An 18,546-nucleotide genomic window follows, 5' to 3' on the forward strand; every position below is an offset into this window, starting at 1 on the left:
GCGGGCTAACAAAACTGATATTCGTTAGGGTTAATGCGTCGAGTGCGGCGCTTATACTCCAGCCACGGGCCCGGCCAATTGTTAGTGTTAACTCCGTCCTTGGTCACGTACCAGCTCTCGCATCCACCCTGCGTCCACACACTTTTTGCACTGCGCTCTTCCATCTCGTCTCGCCATTGGTCGAGTACTTCAGATTTCAAATCAAGGTATCGGTGGCCACCCGCCTGCAGTCGATTGATCGCGTCAAGGATATAGTTGTACTGACATTCGTTAGAGTACGGGACGGAACCAGCCCCATGATTGGTATTAGGGCCGTACATGATGAACATGTTTGGAAACCCCGAAACTGTTGTTCCGAGATAAGCCTCCGGCCTATCGCCCCAGGTTTCTCCAAGCTCACGGCCCTCCAGACCAAAAATCTTCATCGGCGCCACAAAATCGAGGGGCTTAAATCCGGTGCCCCAAATAATCACATCTGCGGGTCGCTCTCGGCCTTCTCGGTCAACCAAACCATTGGCTGTCACACGGGGCGCATCACCATGAATAAGCTCAACGTTTGCGCGTTTCAGCGTGGGATACCAGTCGTTGGTGAACAAGGCTCGCTTGCAGCCGATATCATAATCAGGCGTCGCCTTGGCATGTAGCTCCGGATGATCACCCAGCTCCTTTTTTCGGTAAGCATTCGCTGCTTTCATCATGGGTTTCAAGACCCAATGACGGCCGGTGAAGCCATAGGTCAAAAGCTCGAAAACCGAAAGAAAAAACAGTCGGCTCAAACTAATACGAGCTGGAAAACGTCGAAAAAATCGCTTTTCCCACTCAGGATACTCTCGGTCTAATTTATGCAAAATCCAGGGCGCTGATCGCTGATAAATATCCACCTGAGCAGCTTGTTTAGCAATCTCTGGAGTAAATTGAATCGCACTGGCACCCGTACCGACTACAGCCACACGTTTGCCACTTAAATTCAAAGAATGATCCCAATTTGCCGAGTGAAAACTGGGACCTTGAAATTCAGCGATACCCTCAAGATCTGGAATCGAAGGATTTGAGAGTTGACCGCAAGCAGAGATGAGAAAATCGAAATTTCGCACCTGTCCGTCGCTACTCGCGACCCGCCATGATCCTGTCTGAGCATCAAAATGAGCGCTCTCAACCCCCGTGTTAAGCCGGAGATATTGGCGAACGTTGAAGTCGTCAACAATATTATTCAAGTATTGCGCTATATCAGCCTGAGGCGCATATCGGCGCGACCATTGTGTTCCGGGCGCGAACGAAAAGGAGTAGACATGAGAGGGGACATCGCAAGCAGCACCAGGATAGTGGTTGGAATGCCATACCCCGCCAACACCGTCACCGCGCTCGAATAAGGTAATGTCCGTGATTCCCGCCTTTACGAGCCGAATGGCCGCTCCGACTCCACCGAATCCTGCACCGACAATCGCGGCTGAAAACGCTCTTTTGGGTTGACCGGCCATCTAGTTCCACCTTTCTTAAAAGTTCTAGCTCTGTCGCTTTAAGGACCGTCGCTGCCGGGCAGGCGAATGACAACACGCACTGGCGTCAGCGTTATCCTTTTAACGCAGAGGTTACTGTCTCGTCAAAGACCCAACCACGGGGTGGATTAAAGGGGGCTCGGAACGATCAGTACCTTGCCATTCCTGCCGCCTTGCTTCGACCGCGTCACGGCTTGCTTAATCTCATCGATCGTATAGCGCGAATCGATGTCAGCTTTTAACGTGCCGTTTACAATGAGCGGAATCACCTGCCCAAAAGCCGCTTGCTTCTCTTGCATGCTGGCCGTCTGATACCACTTATACAACCAGAATCCGCGCAGGCGCGTGTCATTGCCAATGAGCATGCCTGTATTCAGAGTGGCGGGGCGTCCGGAAAGCACCCCAAAGGTGACCAGCGTGCCTCCGTAACCGAGGCTGTCATAAAGTCGAGCGAACGTGTCGCCACCCACAGGATCGAGCGCTAAAACAATCGGCTCATTATTAGTGGCTTTAGCGATATCGGCCGCTAAATTTGGCCCATCGATGAGGACAACATCCGCGCCTTTGGCCATTAACTCTTCCGCCAAACCCTCACGCCGAACAATATTGACGGTTTTGATACCGCGCTGTTTGGCCAGCTGAATGACGTAACCCCCGACGGCGGAGTTTGCGGCACTCTGTGCAATCCATTGACCCTCTGCCACATCCGTATACGTGGTCAGCATAAGCAGCGCAGTCAGCGGATTAACCGCGGCCATGGCCAGCTGCTCAATGACATCCGCACCAACGGGGCCAAGATCAGGAAGCGGCAGAAAGCCTGCTGCCGGAGCGACCAGTTCTTCCGCCCACGTATTACCACTCGCAAGAAGAACCAGTTGTCCCACCTTTAACGCCTGAACGCCCTCGGAGATCTCCGTAACGCGACCAATACCCTCACTGCCGGGACGTGCAGGTAATACAGGATCAACCCCATAATTACCCGCGATCTGCAGAAGATCGGAAGGGTTAATGGGTGATGCAAGTACTTTGACTCGGACTTCACCTGGACTTAAGGCAAGCGGTGCCTCTGTCTTTACTTCAAGCACCGCCGCGGGGTCACCCATCTGGCTGTAGCCAATGTGCTTTACTTGAGTACCCTCATGCATCAAACCCTCGTGATGGCCTGCCGAAGCGAGACCGCTTAAGCCAAGAAGAAACGCCAACAAGGCAGTCTTTGCAATATTGTTCATAATGAATTCCATTAGTCGTTGTTCGTCCGTTTTTGTCTAAAGTGAGTCGGCTCGTCGATAAGACGACCGATACAAAATAAAAAATCTATGGTTCATTTATCGAGCGCCCTGGAGAATCTGACGTCGCATCGACGGTAGACTCTGCATCGTCGCGCTCAAACCAACGTCCAAGATAGATACCCACGAGTGACCAGAGCGCGGCAATGCCCGCACCGACCGCAGCAACAGCGGCCAATCCGAGCCCCAAACCTTGCGTCAAGCCTGTAAACAGCCACGCCATGAGCATGTCCCCGCCGCGATAAGCGACAATATCGATCACAGGCTTTGCCTTAAATCGTGTTTCACGATCAACGCGGGTAAACAGCATTTCACGAGCAGGTCGCGTTACGGCGTAGTTACCGGCACGACGCACGATTTGAAGAGCAATCACGACGCCGAGCAAAGGCGAAATAGCCAATGCCAGTAATCCAACACAAATCACTATTGGGACCAACGCAATGGTCGCCGGCATCCCCAATTTACTCACCAGTCGACCGGTCACAAACAACCCGGTCGAAATCGACAAAATATTTACGGCTAAATCCATCTGAGCCCAGACCGCCGTGCGCTCGGATCGCGTTAAATCGCTCAGAAGGTTTTTGAGCTCAAAGTAAACAAAGGAGCTAATACCCGTATACAGAAAAATAAACAGCCCAATCGAAAGCAAATACGGATTAGAAAAGAACAACCTAAATCCTGCAAAAGGGTTTCCACCAAGGGCAGGGCTCGGCATTGCGGTGCCACCCACCTGAGGGCCATGACCTTCCAATTTCAAGGACTGCAGATAAAAGATGAGCGGAATGGTCATCAATAACATGACGCTGGCAATCAACATTAGTTTGTCGGTGCCTAACGATGCAGAGAAAAAGGCAGGAATAGAGGGGCCCAAGAGACCTCCAACGCTTGCGCCCGCCGCGATAACGCCAAAAAGTCGACCGGCCTGCTCCTTCGAGAAAAGCTCGGACATAAAGCTCCAAAACACCGAGATATGAAAGAGGCTAAACACGCTGACCCAGACATAAAACGCTTTGTCGATGAAGGTCCGTTCGACTTGATAAGAGCCCAAAACATAAAACATGACGAATGACGCAGCGAAAAAGCCATAGGTGATTGGCACGAGCAAGCGGAACCTAAAGCGAGAAACTGCAAGGCCATAGAGGGCGACAACTCCAGTACTAATAAAGAAGTTCAGTGTCCACAACCAGCTGACCTCGGCGTCGGTCCAATCGCTCGCCATGCCATCGCGCACCGGCCTGAGAATGTAGTAGGCCGACATCAGCACGACCACAAACAAAAACGAACTGACTACGGCGGCCAGCTCTCGCTCTTTAATCATCGAGGCGGTTCTGAAAAACCGCGCGATGACATTGTTATGTTCAGTCATTGCGATTTCCTACGATGACCCGCATGTAGACGTCTAAGGTCATCTCGGCTCTTTTGCTTGCGGGGCTCTGTCGATAGCCTGTTACGCATTATTGTCAGGCGCTCGGACCAAAATAAAGCACATAATGGGCGAAGGTTTATTGCCATAAAGACAACAGTTCAGCGTCGGTTTTGTCGGACTTACTAGAAATAAATCGTTATTGAACGACCAAGACGTGGCATTAAATTCTGTCGCCTGCTACCCCTAGTAGTCATACAACTCAACGAGTGTAGACCGGAGGCGCTATGGATTGGAGTCAGGATTTAGGCGGCATCAAACTTGGTATGCGGCGAGAATCTGAGGCGCCCGAAGATATCGTCTTAGAGTTCGACATCCAAGATAGAGCTCTTTTGAAAGATAAGCCCGTGCTGAAGATTGACGTGGTCACTCAGCGGCTGGAAGAGAAATGGCAGGGTTTAATTTTTAAAGGCGGCAACAAAGCTACCAAAACAATTTTCAAAGGTACGCTGCCAATCGACACTCCCAGGCAAACCTTCGAAATTAAGAACCAACCCTTCTATGACTTTAAAGGAAAAGAGATTGAATCGTTTTGCATTGCAAAACTCTCTCACGCTGGTGCAACAGGTGAGCAACGTGTCCCTAATGCACTTCCCTACCCGGTCTCAAACCTCAACGACGCGACCGGTATCGTCGATCCGAAAGACACGTTTGATTCGTCCGCAAACTTCGCACGGCTAACCAAACAAACAAGAATCAACACGTATTTGCTGCAATTGCTGTTAGCGGGCCTGGCTGCTTGGACGCTTCATTGGGGAATATCGGGGGAGATTTGGGAATGGGGAGGTGGGAAGAGTAAAGGCGATCCCGTTATGCTTTGGATTTTTGCCCTGGTCCTCATGGTCGGCGGCATCTACAAAGTAAGACAGAAAGCACTTTCGAAATACATATCCATCGACAAGTCGAAAACCTCCCGACTTAAATTGGAGCCTGGCAAGACTTACTCACTTGCAGAGGTCATGGATGGGGAAGTAGAAATTGACATTGAAGACGCTCTCTTCCGTATCGTTTGCTGCAACAGGGAGCGATATCAGTACTTGATGACCCAAAGTAGAAGCCGAGATTGGATATCTATGCACCGTGACTTCAACGGACACGTCATTTACGAACGAAAGGTGTCTCGGATCGCAGCGGGAAGTAGGCTGGCGGATTACCTCCCAAAACAACACGACATCTCGTTTGATGTCATGTTCAGAAATTTATATCCGCAGGCCTTAGTATCAAAAAACTATGGCGTTTCCATCTACTGGGAGATTCAAGTCATACACGACGAGCTCGTTGACCTAGAAATACCGATTGCAGGGATCGACAGAGATTGGCCTTTTGAGCATTTCGCCTGAATCGATATAAATCGAACCCCACACATTGCATGAGCCACTTTCTACCCGTAACAGCGAGATTTCAGTGGGTTGAGCGGGATTAGCAGCACGAGTCTATCGTCTTAATATCGAGCCCCCCAATACGGCTTTGGATATTGAAGACGTGGGCATAGGTTCGTTTTTATAGGGTGCGCGATAGGTACCGATGACCTAACTTGCCCAAGCCATACCCTAAGTAACACCGACACACTCATGATAGTCTGATTCAGTGCAGTACATCGTTTAAACAATTTACGTAACAAACTTGAATAGCCAATTTGAATAAAAAGAGCCTCATCCAATGAGTGACATTCCAATGATTACAGTCTCGCAAACAGGCCGAGTGCTAAACATCACATTAAACCGGCCCGACGATCTCAATCCGCTTTGCTGGCAGGTACTCAATGAACTCAAAACGGTGTTAGACGGCGTCCTTAAGGACGATACCGTTGGCGTGGTTGTCATAGGGGCTGCGGGCAAAGCATTTTCAACAGGCTATGACTTGCGTGAGGAGCACTGGATTACCTCTCAATACCCCGCCAACTTTGAAGATCATGTTGACATTCGACAGGACAGAGACGATGTCCACACCATTGTCGATTACTGGATGAAGCTGTGGCGTTACCCCAAACCCATCATTGCGAAAGTACAGGGTGACTGCTTATCGGGTGCCGGGGAGCTGCTGGGAGTTTGCGATCTCGCCATTGTGAGCGAGCGCGCGAGATTTGGTCATCCCGCTGGACGAGATCTCGGAATACCGCCGTCCATCATGTTCTGGCCAATGCTCATTGGCTTACGAAAGACGAAAGAATTGCTTTATACGTCGCGACTTATCAGTGCCACAGAGGCACAACAAATTGGCCTGGTAAATGAAGTGGTTCCGCATGAGCAGTTGGATGATCGCGTCGCAATGACAGCGGCTCATATCGCCAGAGCACCCAGCGACAATTTATCTATCCTAAAGGAAGTCTCAAATACATGGTTTGAAAACATGGGTATGGAGAGCTCGGTGAGGCGCGGTGCAGATTTAGACGCTATCTACCATCAGTTCGATAGTTTCAAAGACTTCTTTCGCACGCTGAGGAACGAGGGTGTTAAAGCAGCTTTCAAAAAACGCCGTGATCTCTTCGGTTGATCCGCAACAGTCACGCGAGCCGGTGTCTGAAACCCTCAATCCACCGTATAGAAAAGAAAAAAAAGAACAACCACACACCTTTGGATAAAAAAATAGGAGTGGCTAATGGACCTTCCAGTTGGTGAGAGTTACGAGGATATCTGCAGTAAATTTCACTGGGATATTCCCGAGTACTTCAACATTGCGGATGTCGTCTGCGATCGCTGGGCTGACGACGCAGGTCGCATTGCGATATCGCATGAGAGCCTCGACGGGTCAGTTAAAGACTTTACCTTTGCAGAGATTAAGAGCCACTCGAATCAACTCGCGAATCTGCTTAGTAGCCTGGGCTTAACGAAAGGAGATCGTGCGCTCATATTACTCACGCAATCGCCCGAGTGTGCAATCTCGCACCTCGCCTGCTTTAAATCGGGAGTGATCTCTTGTCTCGCCTCGGTACTCTTTGGGCCCGATGCGATAGCGCATCGACTGACTAGCACAGGCGCAAAGGTTTGTATTACCAACAAAGCAAATCTGCAAAAAGTGCAAAGTGTGCGCGGCGCATGCTCGTCGCTGAAACATATTTTGGTAGTCGATGACGCGTCACCGAACGACGCGCTATCTCTATGGCGTTCTATTGCAGATCAGCCGTCGCATTTTGATACTGTTAAAACGCGCAGCGAGGACACTGCCTGGATTAGCTTCACATCCGGGACAACCGGGCAGCCTAAAGGTGTCTTGATGCCACATCGGGTGCTACTCGGCAACAAACCGCTTTTTGAGTATTACTACGACTATGGTCCTAGGGACGGCGATACGCTCTGGTCACCTGCCGATTGGGCGTGGATAGCCGGTCTGATTAACATTCTACTCATTGGGTGGTACTCAGGCTGCAGAGTTGTCTCAACCGACATGGAGGGCTTTAACGCGCAGTCTGCCTTTCGCATTTTAGGTCAACACAATATTACTGTCTCTCTACTGACACCCACTGTACTCAAACTCATGCGACAAATTGACTCTGAGGAGTCCCCTGACCTTAAGCTACGCGTTGTACTCAGCGGTGGCGAGGCCGTAGGCAAAGAACTGGCACTGTGGGCCGATGAACGCTTTGGCCTGACCATTAGCGAGGGTTTCGGACAAACTGAGTGTAACGGGATGATTGGCACCAATCCGCGGCTCATGCAGGTTCGACACGGCTCTTTGGGTAAGGCCATGCCGGGCTCGATTTGCGCCATCGTCGATGATGAGGGTTATGAAGTTCAACGCGGCATTCAGGGCAACATTGCGATCAAAGGGCCACATCCCGCCATGTTCTCAGGCTACTTAGATAACCCCGAAGCGACCAAGGGTAAATTTATTAATGGCTGGATGATCACAGGCGATCTAGGCGAGCAGGATGAGGACGGTTTTTTGTGGTTCCACGGCCGTACGGATGACGTCATTACAAGCTCCGGATACCGAATTGGACCTACGGAAATTGAGGACTGCCTGCTTAAAAGCCCTTCTGTTCAGCTCGCAGCTGTCATTGGTGTCCCCGATGACACCCGCACCGAACTGATAAAGGCCTTTATTGTCGTGTCTGAAAATACAGAGCCAAGCGACGCGCTGGCTGAGTCCCTGAAGGCGCTGGTAAGGGAGCACCTCGCCAAACATGAAGTTCCAAGGCTGATAGAGTTTGTCGATAGTCTTCCTATGACAACAACAGGGAAAATTATGCGTCGCACACTGCGCGACCGTGAAATATCAATCACACCGTAACGGCGACCAAATTTTCGATCCCTCGAGACTCAGCAGCAGCGTCTGGTTAAATCTGTTCGCAGTTCCCTGCAACGCCCTGGCCAGCAAATAAGGCTCCGACAAACGGAAGGGAGTCTGAGGTGGAAGGCAGTACGACCCCCCTGTGATCTAAGTCGGGGTAAAACTGAGATTGCACAGTAGTACCGGCCTTACAAAGCGCTATTTTTAGCGCTTTCTGCATTCGTGGTGGCGTATCGTTGTCTTTACCACCCGTACCGAAAAAAAGCGGTACCGGTAGGTTGAGATGGGGGTAACCCATCGCATTAAACGCCTTTTTCAAGCCGACTCTAGGGTTTTTCTTAAAACTATTTCGGCGAGACAGCGCAGAATTGATCACCTCCTTTTTGAGACTCGCGTAACAGAGATCATCGGCACGCTGAGCAATGGGACGCGCGTAATCAGTCAGATAATCAAACATGTTAAAGCTAGGGTCTACTTGCTCAGCTAAGGTCATGACAAGGAAGGTATAACCAAGGAGTGGATCAGGCCTGTCGACTACATTCAGGCGATCCAGCGCGTTGAGTGCTGCGGGTGTAAAGTAAGGTGCCCCAGTTGCTACGACGCCGACCAATTGGATTTCCGGCGCGTAATACGGCGCGTACCCTCCCGTTGCAATTGCAGCCGCCGCTCCCTGTGACTGACCAAATAAAACCACCTTTTTCGAAAGCGGGAAATCAGCTCCCTGAACCGCCTTTATGATATCGAGGTTGCTGTAAGCCGCAGCGCGGGTGTGGAGATAGGGATGCGTTCCTTTAGTCCCTAAACCCTGATAATCAGACGCGACAACAGCGTAGCCACGAGCCAAGTAACGATTAAGATAGTCTTCGTCTTGTGACTGTCTACCGTTCCACGACGGCGCACACCGGTCTGCAATACCCACGGTGCCATGGGTCCAGGCCATCAGAGGCCAACCACCGTCAGGTGGATTCCCTTTTGGAAGAAAGAGCGCGCCGGACACTGTGGTTATGCCACCCTCTTCCAGCCCATCTGTCGCGGTGTATAGCAGTCGAACTTGTATGCCCCCATACTCCAGACGCTGCCGCTCATCGAGCGCTTCTGTCCGCACTAGAAGCCCCGGTGCACTCTGCAATTCTGAGTCAGTGACGTAAAAATCTGATAAGAAACTATCGCCCAAAGTAAAGCGGTCATGAGGAGTCTCGGCACTTACAGGGGCGGCGGCGATGGCAGCCATTAAGATCAGCTTGGAAAAAATTGTTTTCATATTTCTCGCCTCAGGATCCGACTGTAAGAGTGAGGAAGTGAACGCCCCGAGGTACCAGAAAGTGATCGCTTAGTTGAAGAAATGAACACATCGACCCTGCGAGCGTAGGCTGCAACAAACGGCGCCTTCATCCTAGCAAAAAGATAAATACTTGAAGTTCAAAGGCCTTCACTGGTCACAATGGAACTTGGAAATAAGATCGTCAAGCGTTGAAACTCCTAGCGTGCAGATATGTAGACACGCATCTCGCAGCGAGTGCTCCTCTCTTTATAAGAACAGCGCCCTTAGACATCGCAGATATAAAAAAGGCCGCTTCCGCGGCCTTTAGGCTGGATATAACGCCCAGCTACTTGAACATGTTTAGAAACGTGTCCATATCAAATTGATTGCCGTAGAGCATGGCGCTGTTAAGTGAAACATCGGCAGCAATCGCGACAGCAGTTTTTATCTCTTCATCGGTTGCGCCAGCCGCCTTTGCAAACGCAGTATGCGCGGGAATGCAGTACTCACACCTTATCGCCACGGATGCCGAGAGCGCTGCGAGCTGTGCATACTTAAGGGGGATGGCCCCATTAAATACGTTTTTTTCCACCGCTTCATAATAGTCGGCTGTGGCGTCTTGTTGAGCAGCCGGATGGAGCGCAACAAACGGATTGGCAGTTTTAACGTCTCTCATCTTTTCATCAGCATGCACATTTATTGCCATCACTGTAAAAATGAGGGTGATTAAATATTTCATGTTCTTCTCCAAGTGGTTAAGTCAGCAACACAAGAAGGCCCCGCAAAAGCAGGGCCTTTGCGTTCAGCAAGCTGACGCTACATTGCTGCGGCGTAATAGGTTTGGCAAACCATGGAGAATCCGTGGGTCATCTCCCGTTTACCCTCAACTTTTGAGATGATCTCGGCCACCCAGGGTTCGGAACGGGCATCTAACATGCGCCCAACTTCAGCCGCGGAGACCGAGCCGAATGACGTCATAATGGTGCCTGTAGTGGCACCCGTGTCGCCCATAAAAACTTGCATCGAAACGTCGTAACCACGCTTCTTCATCTCGGCGTGTAACTCATCCAACACCGCGATATAGCCACCGGGATTATCTGTCTTCACATAAAGGTTGTAGTAGTGGCCCGTGTCAGTGACCTCTGCCGCACGAACAATCCGCCAGTTATCCCATGTGCGAACCGTGCGTTCGACATTCATATTCGCGACGGCCTCGCGAACCGTTGGGTTCATGGGGTCGCTACTCCAGGTACTTTCCTGCGAATCAAAAAAGGACCATAGATAATGATCGCCCATTTGCTCAGCACCCGATGTGGGTGAGCACAGACCCATTGCCATCGCACCGTTAGCTTTTGAAATGGCTTCAGCATTACTTTTAGCCCACCCAGCGTAGCCGGCGGGGTCGCTGGTATTGACTGTGATAAGTGACATCACCGGCTCGGCTTGCACAAACGCGCCAGAACAGAGCGCGATGGCGCCCAAAACATTACGGAATCTCTTCATTTTTATTATCTCCATTTATTATTTGACCGGGGCAACGTTGAACTTCAGGGTTTTATTCACCATATCAAGCTCGCCTGTGGCGACATTGATGAGCCCATTTGAAACAGCGTCAAAGGTAAATAAGTCAAATACCTTCCCGTTTTTCTTCCAAACGCCTTGTAGGGTGGCGGTGACCACTTCTTCGCCGCTTTGAGTCCATCCGTAACCCGTGAACTCACCCATATCCTCAAGACCCAGCTTATTGGTAAACAACCAATTACCATAAACACGACCATAGGGACCCGCCTCTCCCGAGGCAGTCAGATGGTAGTTAACGCCATCTGTGGTCGAGACTGAATCAATGGTGAAATCGCCTACGAATGACTCACCTAGCTTGAGATCCTGTCCAAGTGACAGGGGTGAAACTGCTATTACCGCTAATACTGCCAAGAACTTAAATACTCTCATTTACTTCTCCTCGGTATTGCGCGCTTCAGTTAAAGCGTGGTGTGAACCACGCCGTTCATATCGCGGCATTTTTTACCGCGGTTTTTCCGGTACAACCACTTTCATTGCCCTTTTGGCAGCCCAGTGACTTTGCCAACTGACCTGATTTTGGGGCAAAACCTTTAACAGTCTTGCCGTTAATCGAGAGGCCGTGGCGCTACAAAAAACTATCGGCTAATAGAGTAGCCCTGCTGCTCAAGGATAAAGCGGTCCTCTCGCATGTTTGCTACCGCCGTTACGAGGCCATCCTCATTAAATTGAAAGCGCGTAACCACATGACTCTCGATAAGCTGGCCTGTCACGTCGTCGGTGTTTGCAATGGTGGTCCATGCGTATGCAACACCCTCGCTCGCCACAACCTCGTTAAGCGTAAAGGACTCATCACCCCAATCTTCTGGATCGCCTGAGGCCATCCAATCCAACATGTCTGCCTTTGAAATTGTCGAGACGATCTTGCCGCGCTTTACTGCAATATCGAGAGATTCGTCACCGCGTGTGATGACAGCTGAAACTTCTTCGCCCGGAGCGCCACGAAAACTCAAAGCCCCTGAGTCACGATTCTCCGCATTAACGGCCACACCACGAACAGCGGTGAACTCATCACCCAACTCAAGGACACTCGCAGCAGGGCTATCCGGGACAATTGTTTCGACGATCATCCGACCTGACTCGTCCGTATTGTCATAGGTAAAGCCAAAGCCCACATATCGAGGGCGGTAGAACAATCCGTCTTCCGCCATATATTGTTCGACCGCACCGATGGTAGCCTCTTGTCCTATCTGGCCTGCCTCGATCCACGCTTTCGCAACGTCCGCATTTGACACTTTCTCTGAGACGTCACTGCACCCATTCATTCCCAACAAACTGGCGCCACAGACAAGCGCCATTCCAATTTTATACTTCATACCAGCCCCCTAAAAATGATTGATGTCGACACATCTCTGTGCGCCGGCATAAAAAAGCTAGCAACTCCGTATCAGAAGGGCCATAAAATAAGGTCTGCCAACCCAAAAACCGACAATTACGACAAAACATGGACAACTATGGGTGGACGCCGTCATAGGTACTTGTATCTGCTAATCGCACCACATTCATCCAGAGACAGCCGTTAAAAAAGGCCCTCCTGCAATGGACGTTGTTCATTTATAAAGATTAGAGGCTTTGCGACAAACCATAGCGCTCTAAAATTCTCAGCTGACGCTCAAGACGGACTTTTCGCCTTTGGTGCTCACCTCTCTCGCAAACAACGACGCTAAGCGGCTAACAAATACTCAAGACCTCTGACAGCTATTACATAAAAGTTTAACATTGCACTTGTTTAATTCATGCCAAGAAAACTAATTAAGAAAATGCGCCCGAACAGGATCGTCTAAAATGGAAATCATAGCGTCACACGGCTTTATACTGCTCACGCTTGCATGTGTCTTCGGCCTGTTCATGGCCTGGGGTATTGGTGCAAATGATGTGGCAAATGCCATGGGTACCTCTGTAGGTTCGAGGGCGCTGACATTGAAGCAAGCCATCATCATCGCCGCTATTTTCGAGTTCGCGGGTGCATACCTTGCGGGTGGCGAGGTGACCTCGACCATCCGAAAAGGAATTATCGATCCTGCGGTACTTACCGACACGCCGGAGTTACTGGTATTTGGCATGCTGTCCGCGCTACTCGCCGCGGCTACGTGGCTTCTAATTGCCAGCATTAAAGGGTGGCCAGTCTCCACTACACACTCCATTGTTGGTGCCATTGTGGGCTTTGCGGCAGTGGGTATTTCTGTCGATTCAGTCGCCTGGGGTAAGGTCGGGCAAATCGCTGCGAGTTGGGTAGTGTCTCCATTACTTGCAGGTTCAATGGCCTTCGCGCTCATCGTCTCTGTCCAAAAGCTGATCTTCGACCATGAGAATACCTTTGAGCGTGCACGCAAGTATGTGCCTATCTACATGTGGATAGTTGGCTTCATGATTTGCATGGTGACGTTACTCAAGGGCCTGAAACACATCGGCGTCGACCTTGACCTAGGTATGGGCTCAAAGTTTGTCAACGCCATGGTTATTTCCGCTCTCGTTGGCTTTGTAATTGCCGGTATCGGCGCGGCATTGCTAAGGAACATCAAGACATCGGGTGACATAAATAGCACGGAAAACATTGAGCGAATTTTTGGTGTCCTGATGATCTTCACTGCCTGCGGTATGGCGTTTGCTCACGGCTCAAATGATGTTGCTAATGCAGTCGGGCCTTTGGCCGCCGTTGTAAGCACTGTTCAGTCAGGCGGTATCATTGGCGCTAAGGCCGCTTTGCCTTGGTGGGTACTTGCGATTGGTGGCGCCGGTATCGTTACGGGTCTCGCAACTTACGGGTGGCGCGTAATTCAAACTATCGGCAAAAAGATAACAGAGTTAACGCCCAGTAGAGGGTTTGCAGCCGAGCTCGCGGCAGCCTCCACTGTGGTGTTGGCATCCGCCACTGGCTTACCTATTTCCACTACGCACACGCTGGTCGGTGCTGTGCTCGGTGTCGGGCTAGCTCGCGGTGTTGAAGCGCTTAATTTGAGGACCGTAGGTGCCATCTTCGCCTCCTGGCTGGTCACACTGCCAGCAGGTGCCGGCCTGGCGATTATCTTCTTCTACATACTGTCTGCTGTTTTTGGGGCCTAAACACGAGGCAACAATTTGCCTACCCCCCTAACCTAAACGAGTAAGGGGAAATTAGACGGGCATTAACGTAATGCGGCCGTGACATACGTCTAGTTATCTTCGGTTAATTTATGCTCAAGTGATTCAAATAGCCGATGGACTGTGGAAGATCCCTGGCGCCTGCCTTGGCTGTCATATTGCTGAAGGTAGCCATCGAGACAAGGGTTTGCAAAGTAGACAATACTATGGCGCACCGGGTTCGATGCTGACTGCGTCGTGACACGATGCACAATAGCCGAGACCGTCCGATCTGAACGTTGTGTGATGAAATTCAGTGCCTCGCCAAAGTTAATCACCAAGTGACCCTCCAGCACGGGCACATCCACAAACGAACCATCGAGTTCGACTTGAAGCCCCGGAGCTGTCGCATCTAAGATCGTTACAAACCCATAGTCTGTATGAGGCCGCAGGCCTAAGTCGGGCTCGCGCGTATCGTAGTGAACAAAGTTGAGGAATGCGGTGCCCTCACCCGCGGCATAACCGCCGGAAGCCGGACCCCAATGCTGCTCTGGAATCCCCGACTGGTGAAAAACCTCTCGAACAATACCTATCCCTATTTCATCTAGCTTACGGCCAAAATTCGCGATCTCTGGCGGATAGTGCTCATCCCAGCGATGGCGTTGCAGAGCAAGCTTAGTCTGTTGGTTATTTTCAAGAGAAATGAAACCTTCTAGCTCGCCATACTTTGGAATTTCACGATACGGACTATCCGGAAATGAGAGCCCCTCACCAAAGCAACGGACCTTGTCTAGCTCAAGTGATCTCGGCGCTCTCAGGTAGAAGACCCCTATCTGCCAAGCGCGATCCTGATCCTCAGTCGTCTCAAAGATCAGGCGCTGTGACGCATCGATGGTAGCGACGGGAAGGCTTACACGTGGGCTCATAGCCATCTAAAGGTGCCTGCCGCGCAGTATTCGTTGAACCACTGGGTAGGCACCTTCAGCCCTGCTCGGCCAGAGGTCAGGCATACCGCAGTGGACTGCCACATACTTTATGAGCACGTCTGATACCTTTTCAACGTTAACCCCTCACCTTTACTGAAGCCCTTCGATTCTTCGCACATGACCTTAACTTGGCAATGAGGCATACGATCGTGACAAATGGATGGCCTACATCTTAGCTTCTTATGGGCTCGCCATAACGCTTTGCACGGGTACAGCGTCCACGGCAATTTAGCGGAGTGTAAATCTCGCCATGCTCCTGATCGCCGTTTGAACCCTGAATCTACCGTTTTGCTGTCCCTATCTCGCCTGTTATTTGATGTCCTTTGAGCACCTTATTCGATAGATTATGGAGTTGTAACCTACCCTCAAAAAAGAGCGACATAGTCAGCGAGGCCATACATGCAAATAGAGCCCTTCAAAGTCGAAATTTGGATGAACGAGTGGGAAACTCAATGTACTTACAACTTGGCGGAAACGTGTGTTGCGAGTATCACCGTTGAGGAATTACTGGCTCTCTCGGGTGGCAGCGCTGACGACCTCTCGGGTCTATTGCAGATGAAGCTCACCTATGGCGATATCGAGGGCTCACCAAGATTACGAACGGCCATTGCTAACCTCTACGCCAACCAATGCATCGAAGATATTACAGTCACCCACGGCACTATCGCGGCCAACATGCTCGTTCACAAAGCTATCGTTGAACCCGGTGATCATGTGCTTTCCATCGTGCCGACCTACCAACAGCATTATTCCATTCCAAAGAGTATTCAGGCCGATGTCACAACGCTGGCGCTTCGTGAGGAAGATGGTTTCCTGCCTAACCTTGAGGCATTGAAAGCATTGGTAAAGCCCAACACCAAACTGATTGCCTTTACTAATCCCAACAATCCAACAGGGGCGCTCATTGAACGCCCTATGCTTGAGGATATGGTAGATATCGCAGACTCGGTGGGTGCCTACTTACTGTGCGATGAGGTCTACCGCGGAACGGCCCAAGTCGGTGATGGCATGTCACCCTCAATCGTAGACTTATATGCAAAAGGCATCAGTACCGCAGGGATGTCTAAAGTATTTTCATTGGCCGGCCTGAGGGTCGGTTGGGTAATCGCACCTCAAGAGGTGAGGGAGCAGGTCCTGATTCACAGAGACTACGACACGATCTCTGTCGGCATGATCAACGACCACTTTGCGGCAATAGCGCTCGAGCATGCAGACGAGGTGCTTGCACGCAGTCACGAGATCACGCGCGGGAACCTTGCACTTCTCGAGGCATGGATTGCAAAGGAACCCAAGGTTAGCTGGGTCAAGCCCCGCGCAGGAACCACCGCCATGTTGAAACTTAATATTCCCGTCACCGCCCGGGAGTTCTGCATCGATTTAGTCACGAAAACGGGCGTGATGCTGACACCAGGAGATGCCTTCGACATGGAAGGCTATGCACGAATTGGTTTCGCAAATGATACGCAAACCCTCACAGAGGGCCTCGCGGCCTTATCCGAGTATTTGGCGACGCACTATTCGACCTGAAGACACCGCTTTGCATCTCTGTCCTCTTGCTCACAAAAACGAACCGTAAAAGCCCTTTTGAGACACGTACAATAAAGCGAATTCCAACGGCGGGGGGGATGTGCGGGCTTTGTACTCGTGTCTTATCAGGTATATTGGGACGTGTATGGACTCGCCGCAGGCGACCGTTGATCAATAAAAACAACGAAATAGGAAGGTAACTCACTATGGCTGAAGCCTATATAGTCGCAGCAAAACGCACCGCCGGAGGTCGCAAAGGCGGCGCACTCGCAGACTGGCATCCGGGCGATCTTGGCGCACAAACCCTCAACGCAATCGTTGACGATAGCAAAGTCGATCCCTCGGCAATTGAGGACGTTATCGTTGGTTGTGTTTCGCAAGCGGGTGAGCAGTCTAATCAGATCGGTCGCACGGCCGTACTTGCTTCAAATCTTCCGCAAAGCGTTCCTGCAGTGACAATCGACCGACAATGCGGCTCGTCACAACAAAGCATCCAATTTGCTGCGCAAGCGATCATGTCCGGTACGCAAGACCTCGTCATTGCCGCAGGCATCGAGAGTATGTCTCGCTGTCCCATGGGTATTAATGCGCGCGCAGGGAAGGTCTTTGACGTACCGACCGACCCAACCCCTCAGTCAGTGAAAGACCAATATGGCATTCGACATTTTAGCCAGTTCATGGGCGCTGAAATGATTGCGAAAAAATACGGACACACTAAAGAAGCACTCGATGCGTATTCGGTTCGAAGCCATCAGCGCGGGCGAGACGCGCGAAACGCAGGCGCATTCGAAAAAGAAATCGTAGCGATCATGGGCCGAACAGCTGACGGTGGGTCCGCCATGCACCAACACGACGAAGGTATTCGTGATGACGCCAGCATGGAAGGTATGGCGCAGCTCAAAATATTGATGGAGGACGGCGCACTGACCGCCGCGAATGCGAGTCAAATTTGTGATGGCTCATCTGCTGTCATGCTCGCGTCAGAGCAAGCGCTGAAGGACCATAACCTCACCCCTCTTGCTCGCATTCACAACCTCACAGTGACGGCAGGTGATCCTGTAATCATGCTGGAGGAGCCGTTATTTGCAACTGACCGAGCGCTCAAGCGTGCAGGGATGGGTATCAGCGACATAGACTTGTATGAGGTAAACGAAGCGTTCGCACCGATTCCCATGGCATGGCTGGCACACACAGGTGCTGACCCCGAAAAACTCAACGTTAATGGTGGCGCGATTGCCCTGGGTCACCCGCTGGGAGCCACCGGTACGAAGCTAATGACAACCCTGGTCCACGCACTGCATGCGCGGGGCAAAAAGTGGGGCTTGCAAACGATGTGCGAGGGCGGTGGTATTGCCAATGTCACCATCGTCGAGGCGCTGTAAATGACGAAAGCGGGTGTATCGCCACCCGCATTTGCACTCACTGCATAAAAAAGGTTGAATGTAGCCAAGCCATAAAAATAATCAGGCAATACAATGGAAACAGATGTTCTGGGCAAGTGCCTCAGCGCACTCTTAATAGCCGCCGTCGCGGCCTGTTTTTTTGCGGCCAATGGCATGTTCTACGAGGCGCTCGTTGTGCAACTCAATGAGTGGGCAGATGGTCAAGCAGCCGTAGCGTCGAGCGCGTCTTCTTTTTATCGCTAGCGCGGTGCTGACTGGGCGCAGCCAAAACAAAACGAGCAAGCAACTCCCCACTG

General features: G+C 51.1%; 16 protein-coding genes. 7 read left to right on the top strand and 9 right to left on the bottom strand.

Annotated elements, in window-relative coordinates:
* Positions 1-5: 5 nt before the first annotated feature.
* From E0F26_RS01185 to E0F26_RS01195, 3 genes are all read right to left on the bottom strand, one after another.
* Positions 6-1,478, bottom strand: coding sequence for a flavin-containing monooxygenase (locus tag E0F26_RS01185; RefSeq protein ID WP_279242216.1), 1,473 nt, complete (start codon positions 1,476-1,478; stop codon positions 6-8).
* A 146-nt stretch (positions 1,479-1,624) separates the two neighbouring features.
* The gene (locus E0F26_RS01190) at positions 1,625-2,725 is read right to left on the bottom strand and encodes a zinc-dependent alcohol dehydrogenase family protein (protein ID WP_279242217.1); all 1,101 of its coding nucleotides are present in this window, start codon (positions 2,723-2,725) and stop codon (positions 1,625-1,627) included.
* An 85-nt stretch (positions 2,726-2,810) separates the two neighbouring features.
* Positions 2,811-4,148, bottom strand: coding sequence for an NTP/NDP exchange transporter (locus E0F26_RS01195; RefSeq protein ID WP_279242218.1), 1,338 nt, complete (start codon positions 4,146-4,148; stop codon positions 2,811-2,813).
* 284 nt (positions 4,149-4,432) lie between these two features.
* On the opposite strand from E0F26_RS01195, the gene E0F26_RS01200 reads away from it, so the two are divergent.
* The 3 genes from E0F26_RS01200 (at position 4,433) to E0F26_RS01210 (ending at position 8,435) form a co-directional block, all read left to right on the top strand.
* Positions 4,433-5,545, top strand: a complete 1,113-nt coding sequence (locus tag E0F26_RS01200; protein ID WP_279242219.1) for a hypothetical protein — start codon at positions 4,433-4,435, stop codon at positions 5,543-5,545.
* A gap of 319 nt (positions 5,546-5,864) precedes the next feature.
* Entirely contained in the window at positions 5,865-6,698 is an 834-nt protein-coding gene (locus E0F26_RS01205) for an enoyl-CoA hydratase/isomerase family protein (RefSeq protein ID WP_279242220.1), read from the top strand.
* A 105-nt stretch (positions 6,699-6,803) separates the two neighbouring features.
* On the top strand, positions 6,804-8,435 hold the full coding sequence (locus E0F26_RS01210; RefSeq protein ID WP_279242221.1) for an acetate--CoA ligase: 1,632 nt from the start codon (positions 6,804-6,806) through the stop codon (positions 8,433-8,435).
* A gap of 46 nt (positions 8,436-8,481) precedes the next feature.
* On the opposite strand, the gene E0F26_RS01215 is transcribed toward E0F26_RS01210, so the two are convergent.
* From E0F26_RS01215 to E0F26_RS01235, 5 genes are all read right to left on the bottom strand, one after another.
* A complete protein-coding gene (locus E0F26_RS01215) occupies positions 8,482-9,696 on the bottom strand; it encodes an alpha/beta fold hydrolase (RefSeq protein ID WP_279242222.1) in 1,215 nt (404 codons plus the stop codon).
* 346 nt (positions 9,697-10,042) lie between these two features.
* A complete protein-coding gene (locus tag E0F26_RS01220; RefSeq protein ID WP_279242223.1) occupies positions 10,043-10,435 on the bottom strand; it encodes a carboxymuconolactone decarboxylase family protein in 393 nt (130 codons plus the stop codon).
* A gap of 77 nt (positions 10,436-10,512) precedes the next feature.
* On the bottom strand, positions 10,513-11,199 hold the full coding sequence (locus E0F26_RS01225) for a hypothetical protein (RefSeq protein ID WP_279242224.1): 687 nt from the start codon (positions 11,197-11,199) through the stop codon (positions 10,513-10,515).
* Positions 11,200-11,217: 18 nt separating this feature from the next.
* On the bottom strand, positions 11,218-11,646 hold the full coding sequence (locus E0F26_RS01230) for a hypothetical protein (RefSeq protein ID WP_279242225.1): 429 nt from the start codon (positions 11,644-11,646) through the stop codon (positions 11,218-11,220).
* Between the two features lie 206 nt (positions 11,647-11,852).
* On the bottom strand, positions 11,853-12,590 hold the full coding sequence (locus E0F26_RS01235; RefSeq protein ID WP_279242226.1) for a PDZ domain-containing protein: 738 nt from the start codon (positions 12,588-12,590) through the stop codon (positions 11,853-11,855).
* 469 nt (positions 12,591-13,059) lie between these two features.
* Between E0F26_RS01235 and E0F26_RS01240 the strand changes: the two genes are divergently transcribed.
* Positions 13,060-14,337 carry an inorganic phosphate transporter gene (locus tag E0F26_RS01240; RefSeq protein WP_279242227.1) on the top strand — a complete coding sequence of 426 codons (1,278 nt, stop codon included), beginning with the start codon at positions 13,060-13,062 and terminating at the stop codon, positions 14,335-14,337.
* 89 nt (positions 14,338-14,426) lie between these two features.
* Here the strand turns inward: E0F26_RS01240 and E0F26_RS01245 are convergent, their stop codons facing one another.
* Positions 14,427-15,266, bottom strand: a complete 840-nt coding sequence (locus tag E0F26_RS01245; RefSeq protein WP_279242228.1) for a 2OG-Fe(II) oxygenase family protein — start codon at positions 15,264-15,266, stop codon at positions 14,427-14,429.
* 453 nt (positions 15,267-15,719) lie between these two features.
* Here E0F26_RS01245 and E0F26_RS01250 point away from each other — a divergent pair, with 453 nt between their 5' ends.
* From E0F26_RS01250 to E0F26_RS01260, 3 genes are all read left to right on the top strand, one after another.
* A complete protein-coding gene (locus E0F26_RS01250; protein WP_279242229.1) occupies positions 15,720-16,847 on the top strand; it encodes an aminotransferase in 1,128 nt (375 codons plus the stop codon).
* Positions 16,848-17,053: 206 nt separating this feature from the next.
* On the top strand, positions 17,054-18,229 hold the full coding sequence (locus E0F26_RS01255; protein ID WP_279242230.1) for an acetyl-CoA C-acetyltransferase: 1,176 nt from the start codon (positions 17,054-17,056) through the stop codon (positions 18,227-18,229).
* A 93-nt stretch (positions 18,230-18,322) separates the two neighbouring features.
* The gene (locus E0F26_RS01260) at positions 18,323-18,493 is read left to right on the top strand and encodes a hypothetical protein (protein ID WP_279242231.1); all 171 of its coding nucleotides are present in this window, start codon (positions 18,323-18,325) and stop codon (positions 18,491-18,493) included.
* Positions 18,494-18,546 lie beyond the last annotated feature (53 nt).

This window comes from Candidatus Paraluminiphilus aquimaris (assembly GCF_026230195.1).
Taxonomy (GTDB): Bacteria; Pseudomonadota; Gammaproteobacteria; order Pseudomonadales; family Halieaceae; genus Luminiphilus; species Luminiphilus aquimaris.